This is a genomic window from Nostocoides jenkinsii Ben 74, assembly GCF_001046875.1.
Classification (GTDB): Bacteria; Actinomycetota; Actinomycetes; order Actinomycetales; family Dermatophilaceae; genus Nostocoides_A; species Nostocoides_A jenkinsii.
Window position 1 is genome coordinate 1,626,416 of sequence record NZ_HF571038.1, and the last position, 21,165, is coordinate 1,647,580.

At 66.7% G+C, this 21,165-nt stretch carries 18 protein-coding genes; 13 read left to right on the plus strand and 5 right to left on the minus strand.

Translation table 11 applies throughout. The annotated features are described in order from the left end of the window. The first annotated feature begins 100 nt into the window (after positions 1 to 100). The 3 genes from BN13_RS20210 (at position 101) to BN13_RS07585 (ending at position 5,244) form a co-directional block, all read left to right on the plus strand. Positions 101 to 2,275 (plus strand): DEAD/DEAH box helicase family protein, encoded by a 2,175-nt coding sequence (locus BN13_RS20210; protein ID WP_235433971.1) that lies wholly within the window; start codon positions 101 to 103, stop codon positions 2,273 to 2,275. A gap of 214 nt (positions 2,276 to 2,489) precedes the next feature. Beyond that, a complete protein-coding gene (locus BN13_RS20215; RefSeq protein WP_053079751.1) occupies positions 2,490 to 4,175 on the plus strand; it encodes a type ISP restriction/modification enzyme in 1,686 nt (561 codons plus the stop codon). 28 nt (positions 4,176 to 4,203) lie between these two features. Continuing rightward, a complete protein-coding gene (locus BN13_RS07585) occupies positions 4,204 to 5,244 on the plus strand; it encodes a restriction endonuclease (RefSeq protein ID WP_048545733.1) in 1,041 nt (346 codons plus the stop codon). Between the two features lie 520 nt (positions 5,245 to 5,764). Here BN13_RS07585 and BN13_RS07590 read toward each other — a convergent pair. The 3 genes from BN13_RS07590 to BN13_RS07605 all read right to left on the minus strand — a co-directional run bounded on the left by BN13_RS07590 (position 5,765) and on the right by BN13_RS07605 (position 9,479). Continuing rightward, a complete protein-coding gene (locus tag BN13_RS07590) occupies positions 5,765 to 6,262 on the minus strand; it encodes a hypothetical protein (RefSeq protein ID WP_053079752.1) in 498 nt (165 codons plus the stop codon). 617 nt (positions 6,263 to 6,879) lie between these two features. After that, positions 6,880 to 7,632: an LSm family protein gene (locus tag BN13_RS07600; RefSeq protein ID WP_048545739.1), complete on the minus strand. Its 753-nt coding sequence runs from the start codon at positions 7,630 to 7,632 to the stop codon at positions 6,880 to 6,882. 641 nt (positions 7,633 to 8,273) lie between these two features. Next, a complete protein-coding gene (locus BN13_RS07605) occupies positions 8,274 to 9,479 on the minus strand; it encodes an ATP-binding protein (protein WP_048545741.1) in 1,206 nt (401 codons plus the stop codon). Between the two features lie 87 nt (positions 9,480 to 9,566). On the opposite strand from BN13_RS07605, the gene BN13_RS07610 reads away from it, so the two are divergent. After that, the gene (locus BN13_RS07610) at positions 9,567 to 9,860 is read left to right on the plus strand and encodes a DUF1905 domain-containing protein (RefSeq protein WP_048545743.1); all 294 of its coding nucleotides are present in this window, start codon (positions 9,567 to 9,569) and stop codon (positions 9,858 to 9,860) included. A 36-nt stretch (positions 9,861 to 9,896) separates the two neighbouring features. Here the strand turns inward: BN13_RS07610 and BN13_RS07615 are convergent, their stop codons facing one another. Beyond that, a complete protein-coding gene (locus BN13_RS07615; protein ID WP_048545745.1) occupies positions 9,897 to 10,517 on the minus strand; it encodes a DedA family protein in 621 nt (206 codons plus the stop codon). Positions 10,518 to 10,681: 164 nt separating this feature from the next. Here BN13_RS07615 and BN13_RS07620 point away from each other — a divergent pair, with 164 nt between their 5' ends. The 9 genes from BN13_RS07620 (at position 10,682) to BN13_RS18315 (ending at position 19,395) form a co-directional block, all read left to right on the plus strand. Continuing rightward, positions 10,682 to 12,331 (plus strand): ABC-F family ATP-binding cassette domain-containing protein, encoded by a 1,650-nt coding sequence (locus tag BN13_RS07620; RefSeq protein ID WP_048545747.1) that lies wholly within the window; start codon positions 10,682 to 10,684, stop codon positions 12,329 to 12,331. Continuing rightward, positions 12,328 to 12,927: a hypothetical protein gene (locus tag BN13_RS07625; RefSeq protein ID WP_235433972.1), complete on the plus strand. Its 600-nt coding sequence runs from the start codon at positions 12,328 to 12,330 to the stop codon at positions 12,925 to 12,927. The genes BN13_RS07620 and BN13_RS07625 overlap by 4 nt, the downstream gene beginning before the upstream one ends. A 59-nt stretch (positions 12,928 to 12,986) precedes the next feature. Further along, positions 12,987 to 13,151: a hypothetical protein gene (locus BN13_RS19960; protein WP_201329063.1), complete on the plus strand. Its 165-nt coding sequence runs from the start codon at positions 12,987 to 12,989 to the stop codon at positions 13,149 to 13,151. Between the two features lie 70 nt (positions 13,152 to 13,221). After that, positions 13,222 to 14,481 carry an APC family permease gene (locus BN13_RS07630; RefSeq protein WP_048545752.1) on the plus strand — a complete coding sequence of 420 codons (1,260 nt, stop codon included), beginning with the start codon at positions 13,222 to 13,224 and terminating at the stop codon, positions 14,479 to 14,481. Between the two features lie 64 nt (positions 14,482 to 14,545). Next, a complete protein-coding gene (locus BN13_RS07635) occupies positions 14,546 to 15,169 on the plus strand; it encodes a DUF2975 domain-containing protein (protein ID WP_048545754.1) in 624 nt (207 codons plus the stop codon). Position 15,170: 1 nt separating this feature from the next. Continuing rightward, positions 15,171 to 15,395 carry a helix-turn-helix domain-containing protein gene (locus BN13_RS07640; protein ID WP_048545756.1) on the plus strand — a complete coding sequence of 75 codons (225 nt, stop codon included), beginning with the start codon at positions 15,171 to 15,173 and terminating at the stop codon, positions 15,393 to 15,395. Positions 15,396 to 15,457: 62 nt separating this feature from the next. Next, a complete protein-coding gene (locus BN13_RS07645; RefSeq protein ID WP_048545757.1) occupies positions 15,458 to 17,383 on the plus strand; it encodes an HNH endonuclease in 1,926 nt (641 codons plus the stop codon). Between the two features lie 138 nt (positions 17,384 to 17,521). Then, the gene (locus BN13_RS07650) at positions 17,522 to 18,718 is read left to right on the plus strand and encodes a pyridoxal phosphate-dependent aminotransferase (RefSeq protein WP_048545758.1); all 1,197 of its coding nucleotides are present in this window, start codon (positions 17,522 to 17,524) and stop codon (positions 18,716 to 18,718) included. Positions 18,719 to 18,723: 5 nt separating this feature from the next. After that, positions 18,724 to 19,395 carry a DUF1345 domain-containing protein gene (locus tag BN13_RS18315; protein ID WP_157038498.1) on the plus strand — a complete coding sequence of 224 codons (672 nt, stop codon included), beginning with the start codon at positions 18,724 to 18,726 and terminating at the stop codon, positions 19,393 to 19,395. A gap of 13 nt (positions 19,396 to 19,408) precedes the next feature. Here BN13_RS18315 and BN13_RS07660 read toward each other — a convergent pair. Next, on the minus strand, positions 19,409 to 21,165 hold a 1,757-nt coding region (locus tag BN13_RS07660; protein WP_048545761.1), incomplete at its 5' end, for a glycerol-3-phosphate 1-O-acyltransferase.

A 21,165-nucleotide genomic window follows, 5' to 3' on the forward strand; every position in this document is an offset into this window, starting at 1 on the left:
AACCTACTGAAATGGTATGAATAACGTCAAGCAATGGTTCATCGACTGTCCACGAGACGAGACGTTGGTGTTCGTGGGGTGCCGCGTAGCCAGTAGCCCCATGAGCGAACGTTCGACAATGCCGCGGGTCGTTCTTCGGCGGGCCGGCTCATCGGAACTCGTTGGCATCTCCGCAGTCGACCTCGCACTCCCCTCGACGACCAACATCGCGATCCTCGAGTCACGGTGGACCCAAGCCATCCGCGACACCGCGTCAATGACCGTAGTGTTCGCGACCTACCAGTCGATCGACGTCGTCCACCAGGCGCAGAGCCAGGGCGACCTCCCGGCCTTCGATCTCATCGTCTGCGACGAGGCGCACCGCACGACCGGAACGACTCTGGCGGGCGAAGACGAGTCCGCGTTCGTGCGGATCCACAACGCGGCTTACATCAAGGGCAGCAAGCGGCTCTACATGACGGCAACGCCGCGGATCTACGACGACTCCTCCAAGGCCAAGGCCGGCGAGGCCAGTGCAGTGCTCGCGTCGATGGATGACGTGTCCGTCTTCGGGGAGGAGTTCCATCGCCTCGGGTTTGGGGAGGCGGTGGCGCAGGGGCTGCTCGCCGACTACAAGGTCCTGGTCCTCGCGGTCGACGAGACAGCCGTGTCGCGGACCTTCCAGCTCCAGCTCGCCGATGAAGGCAACGAGCTGCGCCTGGACGACGCCGCCAAGATCGTCGGCTGCTGGAACGGTTTGGCCAAGCGCGGTTCGGCGGAGCACTCCTTCGATGCCGATCCGGCACCGATGCGGCGAGCCGTCGCGTTCGCCGGGACCATCAAGGATTCCAAGCGAGTGGAGGCCCTCTTTGCGGAGACCGTCGCTCAGTACGCTGCCGCCCACGACCTCGATGACGCCGATGGTGAGCCGCTGCTGACCTGCGAGATCCAGCACGTCGACGGGTCCTACAACGCCCTGGAGCGCAACACCCGACTGGACTGGCTCCGCGCCGACGTGCCTGACGGCGTGTGTCGCATCCTCACCAACGCGCGCTGCCTGTCCGAGGGCGTCGACGTGCCAGCGCTCGACGCGGTCATGTTCCTCTCGCCGCGCAAGTCGGTCGTCGACATCGTCCAGTCCGTCGGCCGCGTGATGCGCCGTTCACCTGGCAAGCAGTACGGCTACATCATCCTGCCGGTCGGTATCCCGGCCGGGATGACCCCGGAGCAAGCTCTGCGTGACAACAAGCGGTATGCCGCGGTGTGGGAGGTCTTGCAGGCGCTCCGGGCGCACGACGAGCGTTTCAACGCGATGGTCAACCGGATCGAGCTGGTCAAGCAGCGTGACGACAAGATCAACGTCATCGGGGTGCCTGCTCCGGAGCGCGATGGGACGGACGACCAGAGAGGGACACAGGGGGCGCTCTCGCTCGCATTCCTCGACGAGTGGCGTGAGGCGATCTACGCCAAGGTCGTCGCGAAGGTCGGTTCGCGGCGCTACTGGGAGGACTGGGCCAAGGACATCGCCGACATCGCCCAGCGTCACGTCACACGCATTACAGCACTCCTCGACGGCGGTAACCCGACCGTCACAGTAGAGTTCGCCAGGTTCCTCCAAGGCCTGCGCGGCAACCTCAACGACAGCATCTCGCGGGCCGATGCGGTCGACATGCTTGCCCAGCACCTCATCACCCGCCCCGTTTTCGACGCCCTCTTCGGAGGCTACGACTTCGCGGCGCACAACCCGGTCGCCCAAACGATGGAGCGAATGCTCGCGGCCCTTGACGAGCACAACCTCGACGACGAGAACCACTCGTTGGAGAAGTTCTACGACTCCGTGCGGATGCGGGTTCAGGGCGTCGACACCGCCGAGGGGCGTCAGAAGCTGATCGTCCAGCTCTATGACACCTTCTTCGCCACGGCCTTCAAGAAGACGGTCGACAAGCTCGGCATCGTCTACACCCCCGTCGAGATCGTCGACTTCATCCTTCGCTCCGCCGATGACGTCCTGCGCCAGCACTTCGGGCAAGGCCTGACGGATGAGGGTGTGCACGTGCTCGACGGCTTCGTCGGCACCGGCACCTTCATCACCCGGCTGCTCCAGCTGGGGCTCATCGAGCCTCAGGACTTGGCGCGCAAGTACCACCATGAGCTGCACGCCAACGAGATCCTGCTGCTGGCCTACTACATCGCTGCGGTCAACATCGAGACGACCTATCAGGACCTCCGCGGCGAGCTGGGCGACCCTGGCGACTACGAGGCCTTCCCCGGTTTGATCCTCACCGACACCTTCTAGTCCTGGGAGGACAACGACACCCTCGACACGACCGTCTTCGTCCAGAACAACGAAACGTCTCGAGCGCCTGAAGGCCCTCGACATCCAGGTCATCGTTGGTAACCCGCCCTACTCCTCGGGCCAGGACTCCGCCAACGACGACAACGCCAATGAGTCCTATCCGACGCTGGATGCGGCCATTCGCGACACGTATGCCGCGCGATCCACCGCGACCTTGAAGAACTCGCTGTACGACTCCTACATCCGCGCGATCAAGTGGGCTTCGTTGCGGATCGCTGAGCGTGGTGTGGTCGCCTTCGTGACAAACGGCGGCTGGCTCGACTCCAACACCGCCGACGGGATGCGACTCTCGCTGGCTGACGAGTTCAGCGACATCCACGTCTTAAACCTCCGCGGAAACGCTCGGTTCGCAGGCGACCAGCGCAAAAAGGAAGGCGGCACCGGTTCACGCGCCACGGTCGCCGTCACGATTCTCGTGAAGGACCCCGCCAGCTCAGGACCGGCCAGGATCCACTACACGGACATCGGCGACTACCTCACCCGCGAGGACAAGCTCGCCAAGGTCGCTGCGTCCTCGAGCCATCAGGGACTCGAACCCCGAACCATCGCTCCGAACGCCCACGGGGACTGGCTCAACCAGCGCAGCGGCAACTTCGCTGCATGGCTGCCGATCGGCGACAAACAGTCGGCAGCGGTCTTCGGCCTCTACTCCGGTGGACTGAAGACCAACCGAGACGCCTGGTGCTACAACGCCAGCAGGGAGGAACTCGAAGCAAACATGCGCCGCCTCGTGGAGACATACGAGGCAGACAGACGGGCCCATCGAACGTCCTCCGCCGCGACGACTGACCCAAAGCAGATCAGTTGGAACCGCTCGCTCCTCGCCGATCTCGACCGAAAGCGCGCACGGACCTTCGGGTCCGCCGCCGTCCGCCGGGGCCTCTACCGCCCGTTCACCCGACAACGCGTCTACTTCGACCGCGCCCTCAACGACATGGTCTATCGCCTCGAGGCGGTCTTCCCTGCCGGCGACATGCCAAACGTGGGCATGTACGCGCTCAACCCCGGTGCGGAGAAGCCCTTCTCTGCACTGATGGTCGACAGCATCCCTGACATAGCCCTCTACGGCTCCAATGCTGGTCAACTCTTTGCGCGATGGAGATACGAGAAGGTCGGCGCTGGCGACGACATGCTCGCCTTCGACGCCGCAGGCGACGGCGAGATGGTCGGTGGCTATCGACGGATCGACAACATCACCGACCACGCGCTCGAGACTTTCGCCGCGGCATACGGGGAATCGATCACCAAGGACGACATCTTCTTCTATGTCTACGGCCTGCTCAATTCCCCCGACTACCGCGACACCTACGCGGCTGACCTCAAGAAGCTGCTGCCGCGCATCCCGCTGGTGACCGACCCGTGGCCCTACATCGAGGCCGGCCGCCAGCTGTCGGACCTCCATCTCGGCTACGAGGCCGTCGAACCGTATCCGCTTGTGAGACTGGACGATCCAGCACCGTCCGGCGCTGCGGCATACGAGCACTTCCGCGTTGACAAGATGGCGTTCGCGAAGGTCCGCGACCCCGAAACCAAAAAGCTCGTACCGGACCGGTCGGCCGTCGTCTACAACTCCCGGATCACCGTGAGCGGCATCCCCGAGGAGGCGCACCGCTACATGCTCGGGTCGCGGTCAGCGATCGAGTGGATCATCGACCGCTACCAGGTGAAGACCGACAAGCCCTCCGGCATCGTGAACGACCCCAATGACTGGTCCCGCGAGGTCGGCGATCCCCGCTACATCATCGACCTGCTGGCCCGCATCGTCACTGTCAGCCTGGAGACGATGAAGATCGTCGACGCTCTCCCGGACCTTGAGATCCGCGCCGGAGATTCAGAGTGAAGCTGGGACCCCAGCGGGAAGGAGACCGATGAAGTCAGCATGGGTCATCCGATCAGGCCGCTACGGCGAACGCGATGACTGGGCCATCGCGAATGGGTTCTCGGGCGGCGGATGGAAAGAAGTCCCTGACCTCACGCCGTTCACCACTCGCGAGGACGTCGAGCAGGTCATCGCGGATACGTTCGGGACGGACTCACCCGGCCTCGTTGCCTCCTACACCGGCCAGATGTGGGCCCTTCGCCACCGAATACAGGTGGGTGACCTAATGATTCTTCCGATGAAGACGACCCGTGAACTGGCGATCGGACGAGTGACGTCGGGATACCAGTATCTGGCCGATGAGGACGATCCGAACTGTCGCCACGTGGTCGCCGTCGAGTGGCAGCGACGAGTTGCCCGAACCGTGGTGAAGCAGGACCTGCTCTACACCCTCGGAAGCGCCATCTCGATCTTCTCTCCGTCTCGCAACAACGCAGTCGCCCGCCTCGATCACCTCTTGGCCCACGGCGAGGATCCCGGATCCGTGGCGGTGACCCCCAAGGATGGACCTGGCAAGAGCCACGCCGAGGACAGCGCGGTCGATGACCCGGAATCCAAGCCAAACGTCGCGGAAGTCGCCGCCGATCAGATCTCGGCGCGGATCGGTGAAGAGTTCGCAGGCCACGCGTTCGCTCACCTCGTCGCAGTGCTCCTCGAAGCTGAGGGGTTCGAGGTCGACGAAGCACCACCGGGCGCTGACGGGGGCATCGACATAACCGCAGGCCGCGGCCTCTTGGGCCTCGAGTCGCCCAAGCTGATCGTGCAGGTCAAGACGGGTCAGATCGGCTCCGAGGTCGTCGCACAGCTCAATGGCCTGGTGAGCACTCACGGCGCGGACTATGGCCTCCTCGCGACCTGGACAGGCCTGAGCAAGCCGGCCAGGGACGCGGTCAAACACCAGCGGTTCCGCGTCAAGGTGTGGGATGCGTCAGATGTGATCGCCGCGGTCCAACGCAACTACGACCGACTGCCGGAGGACGTCAGAGCCCGCATCCCGATGGAGAGGGTTTGGATGCTTCGCGAGGACTAATGACTGAACGCGATGCCCGCCTTCGCGCAGGTATGGCCAGATCGCGCAGTCGTCCCAACAGTGTTGGGACGATTGTCATGGTTCCTACGTCTTCGAGTTTCACGTCCATGACGTGACCCTCCGCGGCGATCTTCTCGCTTTGGGAAGACGAAGGAGGTCATGCCATGACACAGAAGCCCCGTCGTCAGTTCGAATCACTCGCCCAGGCCGCCGAGAGGACTGGACTCAGCACCCGCACCCTCCGACGCAGGATCGCCGCCGGCGCCCTCAGCGCCTACCGCAATGGACCCCGCGTTATCCGTCTTGACCCCGGAGGACGTCGACCGGCTGATGATCCGCATACCAACAGCCAGTTGACCCCGATGACGCTTCGCCCGCTCTGTCGATGCCGCCGCGGGCTACACCGCGATTGCGACGCTACATGAGTAAACCCGGCCCCTGAGGGGCCGGGCGGTATGACACAAGTGTATTCGCTCGCACCACTTCCCAGCGGGCTCACGATCCCGCGATCGAGGTGACTCTAGATCGGTTTGAGCGCAAGAACGGCAGACAGGGCCTCGCGCTGCCGACACCAGCGGGCTGCTTCCGGATCGATGCAGCTCAGGAGCGCGATCGCACGGTCGAGGTCGGCCTTCAGGTCGCGGCGGTGAATGGTCTCGTGATGCGCGGCTCTGTTCCTGAGGTAGAGAAGCTGCTCCAAGTCGCTCTCGACGCGTGTGCGGTGCTCGGCAGCCTGGGCCGTCGTCCTCGGGAATGCGTGACGGAGGTTCGGCACCCAGAGGGCCGCGTAGTACCGCTTGCTTACGAGGTAGCGCCAGAAGCCAAGATTCAGCTCTGCAACGACGTGGCCATGGGTCACTCGACGCCGGCCGAGTGCAGCGCGCTCCTTTGCCTTCTGCACGTCCAGCTTTGCGCGAACGTCAAGGGGCGCATGAACCAGCCAGTCCACCTTCCCGCGCTTGAGCGCCCACTCGGTCATCTGTCGATCAAGTGAGTTCCGAACCACGACCTCGACCATCGCAGCCAGTGAAAGGGTCGCCGCCGACGCCTCGATGTTCCATTCGTAGAGGGCGAAGGCGCCGTCGAGGTCGCCATCGGCCGCCTCGAGGTAGGAGCCAAGGCGCTCGGCGCAGAGAAGTTCGCGGAGCCGCTCGTAGTGGACAGGGCTTGGATCACGCTCGTCCCTCAGCTATAGTCCTAGACGAAGACCCCGGAACGATCCCTGGCCTTGGCCACATCGCTGGGGTTTCGTCATGTGGCGGGCGCTTGGCCCACTTCTTGGCCTCCTTGGACATTCGGGCAGCGATGACAGCATCGCGGGCTTGGGCAGCGTGTTGATACCGCAAGGCGGCTTGCGGTGTCGAGTGCCCGATCCGCGCCATGAGCTCAGCGAGGGTAGCGCCCGACTGCGCTGCCATGACGGCGCCCGTGTGCCTCAGGTCATGAACCCGCAGATCCGGCCGGCCGGCGCTCCAACAACCTCAGCCACGACCAATGCGGAAACGACCCCCGTCATCCGACCCTGCTGGGCCGCCGCGACAGCGGTCAGGGCGGCCTCATGACTCTCCGCTTCAGGTCCGAGGAGTACCGCGACGAAAACGCTCGTGTCGAAATAGGCCCGGGGAACGCTCGCCTTCACTCGCGGTGCTCCAGGACGTCGGAGACGCTGACGCCTGCCGCTGCAACATCCGCGTAAAGTCCAGCCAAAGCTGCGATGTCCATAGGCAGAGGTCGCGCTGCTTGCTCCACGTCCAAGATGCTGATCAAGACTCGCTGTCCAGCCCCGTTCCGCTGTATCTCTCCCGAGATAGTGACGCGATGTCCAACCGCTTCATGAAGGATCTTTTCGGTGAGGTCGGCTGGATATGTGGCTCGAACGGTCTCTCCAGAATCGAGGGTGAGACCGACGGTCCGGCCCTTTCTGGATTGCCACATGTCAACAGTTCCCACGACAGTCCCGATAGCAGTTTCCTTGGGCGCCAGGGCTGCCCCGGCATGTGCGGTCACCTCCCCGTCAACGGCCTGCAACGGTCCGGTCGCGCGCCCCAAACTGACATACGTGACACCCCGACGCCCGACCAACTGCCCAAGGTCGCGGGCCTGGCGGACCATCTGTGGGCTCCAACGCGCAGGAATGCGAGGCGCGCGTCGCAACTCTTCTAAGCCTTGACTGACGAGAACCACTGCCCCATCCGCGGCGGGGTTCGACAAAACCATCGAGGCCGACCCCAAGGTCAATTCGTCAAGGGTCCACGCCCCGCCGGCGACATCGAGTTCGGCTGCGGCATCAGTGAGGAGAGCAAGCGCGGCACCCAAAGCCTCGTGGACGGCCTTTGCCGCGACGGCGGCGTGATCACCACCGACAGTCAGCCTCAAGCCCTCGGTCATCCCGTTCACCTCCTCGCTAAGACCATCTCACGATAGGCGCGGGCGCCGACAGCCCCTTGCCCACTTGTCCAGAGAAGGGCTGGGGCGGCTCGGCGAACAATGTGCGACCTGAGAGCGTTGACGCTGCGCATTCGCGCTGGCCCATGACCGGCCATCCACCTGCGTCAAACGGCTTCCCGCCGAGTTACGGCAGGGGCACGGGCGCGTCCACCGTGACCGCCTTACCGGTCGTCTCGTCGATGACCGTGCGCGAGCCGAGCGGGTCACGCAGTAGAACGAGCACCCCATAGCGCAGTCGGGCGAGCCGTTGCCGGATCGGTGCCCTGTGACGCGGACCCGAACCTGCTCCGAGTCCTGCGCCACATCGACGTTGTATTTCAGTTCGCACGCAGAGACTGTCAACGACAGGGTGGCCGAGTCGCTCGACCCGTGTGCCCGAACGATCTTCCCATCGACAGCGCCCGAGCAACCCGTCAGCGTGACGGCGGCGAGAAGGACACCCCACCCCGCGCCAATCAGGGGCGAGCGCCTGTTTTGACCTCCCATGCCTCATGGTTACCCCTGAGGCATGGCGAGTCACCGGTGGCGAGCAACGACGTAACCCACGATCGAGAACGAGCCGGCGTAGGCAATCGGGACCGTCAGAGAAGGCCCACCGGCAGAGCGGTCACCCGCTCGGACAGGGAGTAACAATCGCGGCCCGTATAGACCACATACCCGTGACCGAAGCGCCCACCTAAGCCGTCGCGAAGCCAATCCAACTGTTTGGCTTCGGCGGCGCTTGGCCGCGTCCCCAGCTTGACTTCGAACGCAAGCACGCCGCTGGGGGTCTCGAGGAGCGCATCGACCTCGTGCTCGCCAGCCCCGGTCCGGACGTGCATCAAGCCCCTGTGCACGAGGTCTGCCTGGGGCCGCAGTTGCTGGACGACGTAGCTCTCCAGGAAACGCCCGGCCAGCGTGGGATCGGCCCGGAGGTCCTCAATACGCAGATTCGACAGAACCAGCGCCATCGCCGTGTCGGCCAGAAAGCGCTTGGGATACGACGTCAGTCGCTTGAGACGATTGCTTTCGTATGCCGCCACCCCCGCCGAGAGGTGCACTCGCGACAGCAGATCGTCATAGTTCTTCCACGTCACTTTGGTGATATCCGCAGCTTCCCAGATGCGTTGATCGGGGACCGTTTGCCCCGTGAGAGTCGCCAGAACTCGAAGTGACCGGAGCAACCGCGACGCGTCTCGCCCTTCATCTCCCGCACGCTGGGCAACGATGGTGGCGTAGGCGTCGAGAAAGAGCTGCGCATCGGGCAGGTCGCGAGCGCCGGGGAAGCCCGGCCTGGCCAGCGCCTCCAGTTCGAAGCCTGCTTCCGACGAACGGCCAAGTGGCGGGTGGTCTTGGGCGAGAACGCGTTCCACGAAGGTTGGCTCGCCACCGCGACCGGCCAACTCAGCCTTCGTCATCGGCCGCATGACCAGTCGTGCGGCGCGCCCGGTCAAGGGGTAGGTCGGACCATACGCCGCCGGTTCCACGCTGCCCACGAGGAGGAAGCGACCCGGCATCGGGTCTGCGTCGACGATGCCCTTGATTGTCCAAAGCAGATCCGTCCCCACCAGCTGCCACTCGTCAACCAGGACCGGCGGGGCAAGCGCGCGGAGGAAGGCTTCCGGGTCCACCATCAGGGTTGGCAGGTCCCGCGGCAACAGCACCGACGTGGCGGCCACGCGTGACGCGGTAGTGGTCTTACCCACCGCTCGCGGCCCATCAAGGATCACGATGGGCGAGGACTCGAGCGCCCGAGCAAGTGCCTGGTCGACGTGTCGGGGTAGGTACTGGCCAGTCGCCATCGGCATACATTAAAGGATAGTGACTATCCGTTTTTTCGGCTAGTGACTGCCCCTTTTTGCACGCTGCGAAGGCACATGCCCTACCGTGAATCCATGGAGTTTGAGTTTGTCGGCGAGGTAATCGAGTGGCGAGGGCCCGCGCCATACCTCTTCGTTCCGACCCCGGCAGAGGTCTCAGCGGAACTGCGGGAGCGGCCGGAACTCAGCTACGGCTGGGGGTGCATCGCGGCGCACGCGCGCATCGGTGAGACCGATTTCGAGACCTCGCTGATGCCGCGCGGTGGGACCTATCTCGTTCCGGTGAAGGTCGTGGTTCAGTGGGCGGAGGACGTCGGCCTTGGCGATGTTGTCACCATCGGCATCCGGGTGGCCGAGCGGGCGACGTGAGCCGACGGCCAATCGACGTGCAGGAAACCCGAATTCCTACTCGATGCCCTCCTCGGCGAGGGTATGCCTGCGCTTGGTCCAGTGCCAGAGCACCGCGAGTATGACGATCGCCAGGACGACGAGCGCCGACCCCTGGCCGAACCGCGTCACAACCCGCTGATACGAGTGACCGGCGAAGAATCCGAGTGCCACGACCGCTGCGCCCCAACAGATTCCGCCGATCGCGTTCCACGGCAAGAAGGTGCGATAGGGCATGTGCGCGGTCCCGGCCAAGGCCGGCATCACGGCCCGGAAGAAGGCTGTCCACCGACCGAGGAAGACGGCCCAGCCCCCGCGTCGACGCAGGAACGCCTGCGCGTTGTCGAGTTGCCTGCGTCGCTTGTCGAAGAAGGAGTGCGCGATGATCCGACTCCCCCAGATGCGCCCGATCTCGTATCCGACGCTGTCCCCGACGATTGCGGCGAGCACAACGATGAGCCCCAGCAGCCACACATTGACCTCGCCCAGGCTCGCCGCGACGCCGCCGAGCACGGCCACCGTCTCTCCCGGCACGACGAAACCAACAAAGAAGGCGTCCTCGACGAAGACGACGAGTCCGACGATCGTGTAGATCAGCCAGCTGGGCTGGTGCAGGATCTTGCTCAGCAGCGTGTCCATGGTGCTGCTGATTGTGCGGCATACGCCTGAGGTCTCGTTGAGGCGATGGTCCGCCATCGCGTGCTTGCCGAATCGATTTGACGCGCGGCGGGGCGGTGGCGGAGCCTGGAGGCATGTGGAACTGACCTCTCGCCCCCATCCGTCGAGCGATTTCGAGGTCTCCCATGCCCCCTTCCCTGCACATTTCTGCCCTCGCGGCCGGCTTCGGCGCGCGCCCGCTGATCGCCGATCTCGACCTGGTCGTCGGTCCCGGCGACGTCATAGCGGCGGTCGGCCCGAACGGCGCCGGTAAGTCGACGCTGCTGCGCATCGTCGCCGGCGAGCACGTGCCCGACAGCGGCGCGGTTCGCACCTCCCCCGCCGACGCGACCGTCGGCTACCTCCCTCAGTCGCCGCCGCGCGGCGACGAAACAATCCTGGAGTATGCCGCGCGCCGCACCGGCGTCGCCGCCGCCCAGGCCGAGTTCGACTGCGCCACAGCGGCACTCACCGCCGGCGAGTACGGCGCGGACGATCGGTATGCCGTGGCCCTCGAGCGCTGGCTCGCGCTCGGCGGCGGGGACCTGGACGCGCGGCTCGGCGAGACCCTGGCCCGCGTCGGCCTCGACGTCGCCCCCGACAAACCACTCGGCGAGTTGTCGGGCGGGCAGGCCGCGCGCGCCTCCCTCGCCTCGATCCTGCTCAGCCGCCACGACATCCTGCTTCTGGACGAGCCCACCAACAATCTGGACCAGGCCGGGTTGGGGGTGCTCGCGGCATACCTCCGAGTGGTGAGTGGCCCCGTAGTCGTCGCCTCCCACGACCGGCGCTTTCTCGACGACGTAGCCACCGCGGTCCTTGAACTGGACCTGCACCAGCAGGCCGTCAATCACTACACCGGCGGCTGGTCGGAATATCGCGCCGCCAAGGCGCTGGCGCGGTCGCAGGCGGTGGCTGCCTACGAGACCTATACCGCCGAACGCGGCACCCTCATCGCGCGCGCCCGCCGCCAGGGCGAATGGGCCGCAAAGGGGCGCGCCCAAAAGGCCGATCTCGGCCCGCACGGCGGCATCGCCAAGAAGTATGCCGAGGACCAGGCCAAGCGCATGGACCAGCGCGCCGCCCGGGTTCGGGCGGCGGCGGAGCGACTGGAGACCGTCGAGCAGCCGCGCAAGGAATGGGAACTGCGCTACACGATCGCGCAGGCGCCACCATCCGCGGATGTCGTCCTGACCCTCGACCAGGTCGAGGTGAAGCGCGGCGACTTCCGCCTCGGCCCAGTCTCCACCCACCTCGCGCGGGGCGAGCGCGTCGCGCTACTCGGGCCAAACGGGAGCGGAAAATCCACGCTGCTGCAAGCCATCCTGGGCCAGACGCCGATCGACGCGGGGCGACTCTCCTGGGGCGGCCGAGTGCAGATTGGCACCCTCGACCAGAGCCGCGACCTTCTCAACGGCGACGATGACCTGCTCGATGCCATGGCCCGCGCGCTCCGCACGACAGACATGGCCGAGGTCCGCACGCTCCTGGCGAAGTTCGGCCTCGGCGCGGACGCCATCGGCCGCCCCTGCTCCTCCTTATCTCTCGGTGAGCGCACGCGCGCGGGCCTCGCGATCCTCCAAGGACGCGCAGTCAACACCCTGATCCTCGACGAGCCGACCAATCACCTCGACGTCGACGGAATCCAGCAGTTGGAGGCCGCACTCGTCGCCTTCGACGGCACAATGCTCGTCGTGACGCACGACCGGACCATGCTGGACGCCTTGGGCACCACCCAGGCATGGCGCCTCGACCGACGCGGCAACAGCGCGAACCTCACGGTGGAGCACCGGTGAGGCACCGCTTCCACGGAGCCATCGCCGGGGTCGGAACCACGAGCGGAACGCGCCTGGTGATCGGCGTGTGGGACCACTCCCCATACGGCCGCTTCGCCGATGTGATGATCGAGCGCCCGGATGGCCACCGCATCCTCCTCGCGCCGACCCCCGAGGTCCGCGACTTCGTAGCCGAGACCTACACCTTCGATGAGACTCGCATCGAGCCGATTGCGTTGCAGCGCAGCGCTTCCCAGTGGCATCTGAGCGCCCCCTCGCTCAGCCTGAGTCTCGCGCTCGGGAGGCGACGGCCGCTGGGGTGGGCGCTGCGCGGCATACCTCACGTCGTCGCGACGAGCCCGGCCTGGGCGAGCGCCGTCGACCCCATTGCCCGGGTGGCCTTCCGAGGGGTGCGGACGCGCGGGATCGCTCGCCCCGGGCGACGGGAGTGGTATGCCGCGACCGACCTCCGCGCGGTTACGTCCCTCACCGCCCGCCTGGACGGCGCCGACCTCGGGGAGTTGGGTCCCGTCGATCCGCCGTGCCGCTTCGGATTCTCCTCGACGCCGCGTGCCCCGTCCGTGACCACTGTCGTTACGACGGTCGAGTCGACCTGAGCAGTGCGAAGGTATACCCCACCGGGTATCATGCCGACAACAACCCGAAGGAGTTCACCATGTGCCGACCCGTTGCCTGCAAGACCTGCGGCAAGACCACCTGGGCCGGCTGCGGCCAGCACGTCGCCCAGGTGAAGGCGAATGTCCCCGCCGGCCAGTGGTGCGCCGGACATGAGGGCGAACCCAAGTCGGGCGGCTTACTGAGCCGGCTCTTCGGTCGCTGATCCCGAGTCTCTCCTCGATCAAACCCGCTGATCAGGCACACGGCGCCGTACGTGCCCTAGCGTCGACGTCATGAGCGAACGCGGCTCGAGGGAACTTGCCCGCCGGCTCGGTACGGGCGACGCCGTCACGGTCGGCCTGTCCGCGATGATCGGCGCGGGCGTCTTTGCCGCATTCCCGGCGGCAGCCCACGCGGCCGGGTCCCACCTGATGCTCGCCTTGGCGGTCGCGGCCGGCGTCGCCTGGTGCAACGCCCTCGCCTCCGCCCAACTCGCCCAGCGCTATCCCAGCTCCGGCGGGACCTACCTCTTCGGGCGCGAGGTGCTCGGGCCGTGGTGGGGCTTCCTCGCCGGCTGGGGATTCGTCATCGGCAAGACCGCCTCCTGCGCCGCGATGGCGATGACGTTCGCCGCCTACGCCGTCCCCACCGAGGGCTGGCTCAGGCGGACGACAGCAGCGCTCGCCGTCGTGGTCCTCACCGGCCTCAACCTGCACGGAGTTACCCGCACGGCGCATGCCGCGCGCCTCCTCCTCCTGCTCACCGGCGCCGTTCTCCTCGGCTTCCTCGTGCTTACGTGGACCCGGGAGCCGATGTCGCCGCCCGATCCCCTCCCGACGCCGGCGAGCGGCGCGGCCGGCGTGCTTCAAGGGGCCGGACTGCTGTTCTTCGCCTTCGCCGGGTATGCCCGGATCGCCACCCTCGCCGAGGAAGTGCGGCGTCCCGAGGTGCTCACCCGCGCGATCGTCATTGCCTTGACCACCGCCATTGCCCTGTATGCCGCGGTGGGCCTCGCGCTGTCCACCACCCTGGGTGGGCGGCTGGCGGACTCGTCGACCGCCCTCGCCGATGCGGCGACAGCGGTCGGCGCGCCGTGGTACGGCCCCGTCATTCGGATCGGTGCCGCGACCGCGAGCCTCGGCGCACTGCTGGCGCTGATGGCGGGGGTCGGACGCACCACCTTGGCGATGGCGCGGGAACGTGACCTGCCCGCCTGGCTCGCCTCCGTCGACCCGCGTCATCAGGTGCCGGATCGCGCGCAGGCGGGGCTCGGCATACTCGTGGTGGGGTTGGTTCTGCTCCTCGATCTGCGCGGCGCGATCGGGTTCTCGTCAGTGGGCGTGCTGGTCTATTACGCGATCACCAATCTGTCGGCCTTGCGTCAGCCCGCCTCCGATCGGCGGGTTCCGCGCGGCGTGAACCTTCTTGGTTTGGCGGGCTGCCTCATCCTCGTGGTCACACTCCCCCGCGAGGCCGTCCTTGCGGGGGTGGCCGTGTTCGCCATCGGCATCCTCGGACGCCTCGCCCGACCCGCCTGGAGCCGCAGAACTTGACATCGTTTGTCGATATGCATAATGATTCTCGATAACATCGACAATCGATATTGGAGGGGATCGCATGAACGCACACAGCACCGGCAGCAGGACCAAGAGGGACTGGCTCGCCTTCGATCGCACCGACCGGATCGGTCTCACCATCCTGCTCGGCGCCGTCGGCGCCGGCACACTCCTGAGCACCGTGGGCGCCAGCGTGCAGCGCTGGATCGCCGGCGACCCGATCCCGCTGCCCCTCAGCACCACCATCACAGTCCCCGAACTCGACCGCGCCGGCGTGCACTATGGGACCGGCGACTACGCGATCGACTTTTCGGATGCCGGCATCGGGGCGCGCGTGCTCGACCTGCTCCCCGGCGTGCTCACCTCCGCGGTCGTGATCGGCTGCATCATTCTGTTCCTGCGCTTCATGGTGCCGGTCGGGGCGGGGCAACCGTTTGCCCCGGCCCAGGTGACACGCCTGCGGGCCATTGGTTTCGCGCTGATGCTCGGACTGCCGGTGGCCGCCCTGGCGCGCGAGGCGATCGACGGATCGCTGATCGGCTCGATGGACCTCGGCGGGCTCGAACCCGGCTTCACCCTGTCGCTGCCGTGGCTGCCGATGACTCTGGGCCTGGTCGCCGCCCTACTCGCCGAGGCGTTCAAGGTGGGCTCGCGCCTGAGTGACGACGTCGAGGGCTTGGTCTGACATGCCGGTCGACGAACCCCACCGAGTCGTCTGTCATCTCGATCGCCTGCTCGACGAACGAGGTATGACGCTCGCCGCCCTGGCGGATGCCGTTGGCGTCACGGTCGTGAACCTGTCGGTGCTCAAGAACAATCGCGCCAAGGCCATTCGCTACAGCACGCTGACGGCGATCTGCGACGTGCTGGGTTGCGACGTCGGGGAGCTGTTCAGCGTCGCACCGGCGTAGCTGAAACTGAGATGTTGGGTGGGTATTGCACTTGTGTTCGAAACAGGTGTATTATTTATCCCATGACCATCGCCTATCTGCCGAATGACCGGGCCGGGACCTCGTCCCGGTCATTCGGCGGGCGCTGGTGGGACGGCGAGGCCAATCGGGCGGAGGAGGATGCGGCTCGGCTGCGGCCATCACTCCCGGTGGGCGCGCCGGGTTGGGAGCCGCCAGTCTTGGTCCCGGCGGTCGATGAGTTCGGCGAGATCGTCGCTTACCTGCTCGAGGACTGCAGCGAGGAGGACGTCGACTATTCGTCCGACTGGCCCCCGCCGGATGAGGGCACCTGGGTCACGGACGAGATGTCGGCGACAGGGCACGAGGCGTATGCCGCGCCCGCCCCCTCAGTCACGCAGCGGCTGCGTTCGCTCGTGGATTGGTTCGCTGGCATCGAGGCTGACTCCCCCGACGGCAGCGCGAGGGACGGCGGCCCAGCCGAGGTGGGTGGCGCAGACAGCGGCTCGGAGCGCCATGCGACCGCGGAGCTCATCGATGTGATTTCCGGCCTCGAACGGCTCAAGGGCTGCATCGACGCCGCTCAGGCCCGCGCGACATTGGCATTCTCGCGCAACACAATTCGTGACGCGCTGGCCGAGGGTCGGTCACTGCGGGCAGCCCGTCAGGGAGTCCCGGGCCAGGTGGCTCTAGCCCGGCGCTGCTCCCCCGCCACCGCCGATCATCACCTGACGGTGGCCCGAGCGCTGCCTGGCCTGCCCCAGACTCGCGCCGCCTTGACCGCCGGATGGATCGACCAGCGGCACGCCCAGGCGGTGGTGCGCGAGACAGCCGTGTTGAGCGAAGAACACCGTGGCCAGGTCGACGGCATGATCGGCCCACGGCTCGTCGGGAGCACACCTCGACGCCTTGGCTCGATCGTGGCTCGATTTGCCGCCGAACTGGACCCGGAGAGCGTCGTCGCCAAGCACGCCCGCGCGCTCACGGATCGCGGCGTTTGGACTCGACCGGCTCCGGATGGGATGGCCTACTTGACCGTGTTCGGGCCGTTGACCGACATCGTCGGCTCGCTCGCCTCCGTGCATCGGCATGCGACGGCAGTTGTCGCGGGTCACCACGAGGAGTCTGACCCGCTCGCCGACCGTACCCACGCCCAGGTCATGGCCGACACGGCCTTGCGGTGGCTCCGGGGGCTGAGCCCGGGCGAAGCGCAGCCCGTCGCCCTCAACCTCGTGATGCCGGCCACCTCGCTCATGAACGTCCCCTCGTCGGCGGACAGCGCCGAGGACGTGTCACCGCAAAACGACGCGCACGAGGCAACCTGGGCCAACGACTCACCAGACGAAGCCGAGCCATCCAACCGCAGCGTGTCACTGAGGGGGGCCGCGCCATCGAACGGCCGTGCGCCACGGGATAGCAGCGCGTCGCCGGAGAGCGCAGCGCCAGCCGAGCTCGCCACGTCCGCCAACGTGCCCGCCCGCATCGTGGGCCACGGACCGCTCCCCGCTCCGCTGGCCCGGGCTCACCTGCTGCGAGGTCTCGATCCCGGCGATGGCGCCCCGGCGACGGTATGGCTCAGACGGATCTTCACCACGCCAGACGGTCGAGACCTCGCAGCCGTCGACTCTGTCCGGCGGCTCTTCCCACCCTGGCTTCGGGAGGCGTTGATCCTGCGCGACGATCGGTGTCGTCGCCCCTACTGCGATGCACTGATCCGCCACGCCGATCACGTCCAGCCCGCAAGCGAAGAAGGCCCGACGGCACTAGCCAACGGCCAGGGCTTGTCGGCGCGCTGCAATCACACCAAGGACCTCCCCGGATTCACGTCCAGGGTGTTGTCGAGGCGGGAGGTCGCGGGCTACGCCGCCGGGCCGGAGGACGATCCCAACACGCACCTGGCACGCCAAGCCGGCCCCAGCACGCATGTGACAGTGCTGCAAACGCCTACGGGCCACACCTACCTCTCGCCAGCCCCACCGCTGACTGGTTGACCCCGCCCTGACTGGTTGACCCCCGCCCTGACTGGTTGACCCCCGCGCGCTGACTGGTTAACCCCCGCAGCACGCGTCCACCCAGCGTCACGCTGGTCCACGCCCGTCCGAGATCACGGCGTGTGGTTGCCTGTCCTTATGCCTATGCAGCCCGCGCGCCGCGCCCTCGTTCCGCCATTCACCGTGATGACGGTCTTGCAGGCGGTGGCCGAGGCCCGCGCACAAGGTCGTGACGTGATCAGCCTGTGCGCCGGCGAGCCCGGGCAAGGTGCGCCCAGCGCGGTCCGGGCCGCCGGCGCCCGCATCCTGACTGACGGAATCCCCTTGGGCTACAGCGAAACCCGCGGCATCCGGCCACTCCGCGAACAACTCGCCGGGCACTACCGCCGTTGGTACGACCTCGACCTCGACCCGGACCAGATCTGCGTCACCACCGGGAGTTCGGGAGCCTTCCTGCTCGCCTTCCTCGCCGCCTTCGAGCCCGGCGATCGGGTCGCCGTCGCGCGGCCGGGCTACCCGGCATACGTCAATATCCTCACTTCGCTCGGCGTCGAGGTGGTCTCCCTGGACACCGGCGCGAGCACGCGCTTCCAGCCCACCGTCCCGCTGCTCGCGAGGGCACACGCCGAAGCCCCCCTGGCCGGTCTGGTCATCGCGAGCCCCGCCAACCCCACCGGCACGATGATCCGCGACGACGAACTCGCCGCGATCCTCGCCTGGGCCGCCGAACATGACGTCCGCGTGGTGAGTGACGAGATCTACCACGGGGTGACGTTCACTGGCTCCCCTGGCACCTGCGCGTGGAGCACGTCGCGCGACAGCATCGTGATCTCGTCGTTCAGCAAGTACTGGGGTATGACCGGCTGGCGCCTCGGCTGGATGCTCATGCCGGACGACCTCGCCGGCCCCATCGATGCCCTCGCCGGCAACCTCGCCCTCTGCGCGCCCGTCCCGGCCCAGCATGCCGCCATCCCCGCCTTCACCCCCGAGGCGTATGCCGAATGCGAGGCCGCCGTCGACGGTTTCGCCGAGGCCCGGGAACTCGTTCTTGCCGCCCTCCCCGACCTCGGCTGGGTGGACGTCGCCCCCGCGGACGGCGCGTTCTATGTGTATGCTGGCATCGCCCCCTTGCTTGGCCCCTACCCCGACAGCGTGGCGTGGTGCCGTGCTCTTTTGGCGGAGCAGGACGTGGCGCTCACGCCGGGCGTCGACTTCGACCCGGTGCACGGACACGAGCACATTCGTCTTTCGCTGGCGGCCGGCCCGGACGCGGTCCGGGCCGCGTTGCCGCGAATCCTGGCGTTTCAGGCCGGCCTGCGCGCAGCGGTCGGGTGAGCTTCATGCCCTCGAGGTCGCAGAGTTCGCAACCGCGCAAACACCACGCCCCCAACAAGATCAGTCGCCTCGGGATCGGTGCCGCCGTCGGCGCGATCGTCGCGTGGCTCGTGCCGACCCCGCCCGACGCCGGCATCATCGGCAAGCTCCTGCTTGCCTTCTGTGTCACGTCGCTGGTGTTCGCCATCCCGCTGCTCAGCGTCATGATGCGCGCCGACGCCGACCGGACTCGCGACCTAGTGCACGGCCTCGACGCCGGTCGATCCTTCGTCGACCTAATCGTCGTCGTCGCTTCGCTGGCGAGCCTGGCTGGCGTCGGCATGATGCTCCTGACCGGCAGCACCCCCGCCGACCAACGCTTCGCCGAGGCCATCCTGTCCCTCGCCACCGTCGGCGCGGCCTGGCTGCTCATCCCGACGAGTTTCGCGATGCGCTATGCCCGGCACTGGTTCAACGCACAACCCGACAGCGTCGACCTCCACCAGGACGAGCCGCCGAGTTACAGCGACTTCGTCTATCTCGCCTTCACCGTCGCGATGACGTACGCCATCTCCGACACCGACCTCAAGACCAGCGAGATCCGCCGCATCGCCATCCGCCAGGCCGGCCTGTCCTACCTTTTCGGCACCGTCATCATCGCCGCGTCGATCAACTTGCTGGCGGGCCTGGCGGGGTGACTTGGCGGGGTGATCAGCCGTCGATGACGGCCTTGGCGCGCGACGCCGCCCGCTCCGGCCACGCCTGCTCGATGAAGATCTGCCGCGCGACCCCATCGATCACGTCGATGGCGCCGTGGATGTTGTGCAATTCCGCCCGGAAGGCCTTCGCGCGCTCGGCCCGATCGTCACCCTCGGCCAGAACGCCCTGATTGTCGGCTAGTTGCAGGGCGGTCTCGAATAGCAGCGCCGACACCGGTTCCGCCGAGGAGATGCGGTGCTGTGCCAGCCACTGGTCACCGAGGGCGAGAGCCTCCTTCTTGACCGCGGCCCGGTCGATCGGACCGGCGATCTCCTGGTGTGCCAGGACGTCGGCGACGATCTCATAGGCCTCGAAGAAGGGAGCTAGGGCGTATGGCGCGGACACCGGCCGCCGATCACGCAGCAGTCCCGAGATGTCCACCTCGGCGGCCTGAAGCCGCTCGCGCCAATCGGCGCCGGTGCGGTCCATCTCGGCCTCGATCCGCTGCCGATAGACGGCCTTTTCCTTGAAGTAGAACTCGAACTTCAGCAGGTCACGCAGTCGATCGACGGACTGCCAGAACGTGTCGATCCGCTCCGGCCCGGCGGGACTGCGCTGCGCCGCCAACACCAGAGCGATCTCGCAGATGGCGCTCAGCAAGATGACGTGGACGAGCGAGTTGCGATAGAAGGTCGCCCGCAATTGGTCCTTGGTTTCGATGAGCCAGACGACATCCCGGGCGCCATCCACGCGGGTCACTGGACCGTCGCCGCTGGCGAGGGACTTCAGGGTCGCCTCCACCCCCGAGACCTTGTTCAGGCTGGCCAGGCTCGCAGCCTGGGGCACCCCCATCCGGTGGCAGTAGTCGAGGACGTCCTGGATCCCGCGACCAATCTGCTCGCTGGTCAAGCCCACACCTTGCGCCGCAAGCAGGATCGTGGTGACCACGGCGGTTGGGGTCACGGGCATGGCCTCGTTGATCCGCCAGGCGACTTCAAAGGCCATCTTCTGCAGGGCCAGCCGGTGCTCGGCCGAGTCGTTGGCGAGGTGCCCGTCGGGCGGCCCGAGCAGTTCGCGCATCGAGACCGGCTCGGGGAAACGGACATACGCCTTGCCGTAGTGCCGCTCGCCCTGAGCCTTGACGAAGTTGTAGAGCCAGGACATGCCCTCGGCGGCCTTCTTGCCGCCGCGGGCGTAGTCGGCATACTCGGTGATCTCGTGAAGCTGATCGAAGCTGATCGAAACCGGCTGCAGCGCAACGTCATCCGTACGGCCCTGAAGGTAGGCATCGGCGGAGTAGCTGAGCAGACCGAGCTTCGGCGGCAACATCTTGCCGGTCCGCGAGCGCGTCCCCTCGATCGACCAGCTCAAGTTGAACCGCTTCTCGGAGAGGTAGCCGATGAACTCCCGGAGAACGTACTTGTAGAGCGGGTCATCGCCGAACGAGCGCCGGATGAAGATGAAGCCAGCCCGGCGCAGGATCAGTCCCATCGGTCCGAACGACATATTGATGCCGGCAAAAAGGTGCGGCAGCGGGAAGCCGTTCTCGTGCAGCGTCACGAGGAACACGCCGCTGTCGAGGTTGGATCGGTGCGACCACAAAAAGATGACCGGCTTGGTGCTGGTCGTCTCGCGCAGTCGCCGCAACTCACCCGGATCGACGTCGATAAGTTTGTCGAAGCCCCGCTCGAAGATCAGCCGGTTCAGGCGCGGGACGAGGTCAACGGCGGCCCGGCCCCAGCCGGTGGCCATCTCGTCGAGGATTTCCT

Coding starts and splice junctions, on each gene's coding strand:
- BN13_RS07635 (WP_048545754.1), top strand. CDS start 14,546: ATGAACGCACACAGCACCGGCAGCAGGACCAAGAGGGACTGGCTCGCC.
- BN13_RS07600 (WP_048545739.1), bottom strand. CDS start 7,632: ATGACCGAGGGCTTGAGGCTGACTGTCGGTGGTGATCACGCCGCCGTC.
- BN13_RS19960 (WP_201329063.1), top strand. CDS start 12,987: ATGTGCCGACCCGTTGCCTGCAAGACCTGCGGCAAGACCACCTGGGCC.
- BN13_RS07610 (WP_048545743.1), top strand. CDS start 9,567: ATGGAGTTTGAGTTTGTCGGCGAGGTAATCGAGTGGCGAGGGCCCGCG.
- BN13_RS07605 (WP_048545741.1), bottom strand. CDS start 9,479: ATGCCGATGGCGACTGGCCAGTACCTACCCCGACACGTCGACCAGGCA.
- BN13_RS07615 (WP_048545745.1), bottom strand. CDS start 10,517: ATGGACACGCTGCTGAGCAAGATCCTGCACCAGCCCAGCTGGCTGATC.
- BN13_RS07645 (WP_048545757.1), top strand. CDS start 15,458: ATGACCATCGCCTATCTGCCGAATGACCGGGCCGGGACCTCGTCCCGG.
- BN13_RS18315 (WP_157038498.1), top strand. CDS start 18,724: ATGCCCTCGAGGTCGCAGAGTTCGCAACCGCGCAAACACCACGCCCCC.
- BN13_RS07650 (WP_048545758.1), top strand. CDS start 17,522: ATGCCTATGCAGCCCGCGCGCCGCGCCCTCGTTCCGCCATTCACCGTG.
- BN13_RS07585 (WP_048545733.1), top strand. CDS start 4,204: ATGAAGTCAGCATGGGTCATCCGATCAGGCCGCTACGGCGAACGCGAT.
- BN13_RS07640 (WP_048545756.1), top strand. CDS start 15,171: ATGCCGGTCGACGAACCCCACCGAGTCGTCTGTCATCTCGATCGCCTG.
- BN13_RS07590 (WP_053079752.1), bottom strand. CDS start 6,262: ATGGTCGAGGTCGTGGTTCGGAACTCACTTGATCGACAGATGACCGAG.
- BN13_RS07630 (WP_048545752.1), top strand. CDS start 13,222: ATGAGCGAACGCGGCTCGAGGGAACTTGCCCGCCGGCTCGGTACGGGC.
- BN13_RS20210 (WP_235433971.1), top strand. CDS start 101: ATGAGCGAACGTTCGACAATGCCGCGGGTCGTTCTTCGGCGGGCCGGC.
- BN13_RS07620 (WP_048545747.1), top strand. CDS start 10,682: ATGCCCCCTTCCCTGCACATTTCTGCCCTCGCGGCCGGCTTCGGCGCG.